The 1,706-nt window shown below is 75.7% G+C and carries 2 protein-coding genes; both read right to left on the bottom strand.

The genetic code is table 11. The annotated features are described in order from the left end of the window. Positions 1 to 40 precede the first annotated feature (40 nt). Positions 41 to 679 (bottom strand): response regulator transcription factor, encoded by a 639-nt coding sequence (locus CCN56_RS40590; RefSeq protein ID WP_086832542.1) that lies wholly within the window; start codon positions 677 to 679, stop codon positions 41 to 43. Next, positions 676 to 1,706, bottom strand: a 1,031-nt coding sequence (locus CCN56_RS40595; RefSeq protein WP_086832543.1) for a sensor histidine kinase, incomplete at its 5' end; no start/stop codon positions are given. The genes CCN56_RS40590 and CCN56_RS40595, both read right to left, overlap by 4 nt.

Genomic DNA, 1,706 nt, shown 5'->3' on the forward strand with positions numbered 1-1,706 from the left:
CCCACACGGCGGCGGGGCGCCGCGTGGGTGGGGCGGGGGCTCAGGTGGTGCCCAGGATGCCGCGTTCGTAGCCCGCGGCTACCGCCGCCGCCCGGTCCTTCACGCCCAACTTGGCGTAGATGTGGGTGAGATGGGTCTTCACCGTCGCCTCGCTGATGAACAGCTCCGCCGCGATGGCCCGGTTCGCGGTGCCCTTCGCCACGAGGGCGAGGATCTCGTTCTCGCGGGCGGAGAGCCCGGTGTCCGGGGCGGGCGCGCGGACGGCCGTCACCAGGCGGGACGCGACGGTCGGCGACAGGACCGTGCGGCCGTCGGCGGCGGCCCGGACGGCGGCGAACAGCTCCTCGCGCGGGGCGTCCTTCAGGAGGTACCCGGTGGCGCCGGCCTCGATCGCCGGGAGGGTGTCGGTGTCCGTGTCGTACGTGGTGAGGACGAGGACCCGGGCCCGGGCGCCGCGCCGGGCGAGTTCGGCGATGGCGTCGACGCCGCCGCCCCCGGGCATGCGCAGGTCCATCAGGACGACGTCCGGGTCGAGGCGCTCGGTGAGCTCGACGCCCTCGACGCCGTTCGACGCCTCGCCGAGGACGCGGAAGCCGGAGCCCTCGGCGGCGAACATGCCGCGCAGGCCGTCCCGTACGACGGGGTGGTCGTCGACGATCAGGAGCGTGATGTCGGTCATGGCGTGCCCAACGGTACGCGAGCGCAGACCGCCGTGCCCTCGCCCGGCGCGGTCTCCACGGTGACCGTGCCGGCGAGGCGTTCGGCCCGCGCGCGCATGCCGTCGAGGCCGAAGCCGCCGGCCCGGGAGCGGGCGGGGACGGCGGCCGGGTCGAAGCCGTGGCCGTCGTCGCGGACGTCGAGGGTGATCTCGTCGCCCATGTAGGAGAGGGTGACGCCGGCGCGGGCGGCGCCCGAGTGGCGCTCGGCGTTGGCGAGGGCCTCCTGGGCGATCCGCAGCAGGGTGGCGGCGATCTCGTCGTGCAGCGGGTGCTCGGTCCCGGTGACGGTGAACCGGGCCGCGATGCCGGTGCGTTCGGTCCAGGCGGCGACGGTCTTCTTCAGCGCCTCGGGCAGGGTGTCGTGCTCCAGGGCGACCGGGCTGAGGTTCTGCACGGAGCGGCGGGCCTCGCCGAGGCTGTGCCGGGCGAGGTCGGCGGCGCGGGCCAGGTGGACCCGGGCGACTTCGGGGTCGGTGGTCATGGAGACGACCTGGAGCTGGGCGATGACGCCGGTGAGGCCCTGCGCGATGGTGTCGTGGATCTCGGCGGCGAGCCGCCGCCGCTCGTCGGCGACGCCCGCCTCGCGGGCCTGCACGAGGAGCTGCGCCTGGAGCGCCGCGTTCTCGGTGAGGGCCTGTTCCAGGCGGGCGTTGGTGCGGGCGAGGGTGGCGGCCCTCTCGATCTCCCTGCCGCCGAGGTGGGCGAGGCCGAGGGCGAGGGCGGCGTTGAGCGCGAACAGTCCGCCGAACGCCGCCCACTGGACGGCGGACCGCGGCGGCAGCCCTCCCGACTGCGAGCCGCCGAGCGTCAGCGCCACGGCGAGGAGTCCGGCGCGGGCGTACGCGGGGCGGGGTGGCAGCAGGGGGACGGCGTCGAAGTACCCGATGCAGGCGAAGACGGCGTAGAAGGGGCTCACCCAGGTGAGCGCGAACCCGAGCGCGGTGCGCAGCACGAAGTACGTGACGGAGGCGGGACCGGGGGCGCCGG

It is taken from the genome of Streptomyces sp. NRRL B-24572, from assembly GCF_002156145.1.
Lineage (GTDB): Bacteria > Actinomycetota > Actinomycetes > Streptomycetales > Streptomycetaceae > Streptomyces > Streptomyces vietnamensis.

Coding starts and splice junctions, on each gene's coding strand:
- CCN56_RS40590 (WP_086832542.1), bottom strand. CDS start 679: ATGACCGACATCACGCTCCTGATCGTCGACGACCACCCCGTCGTACGG.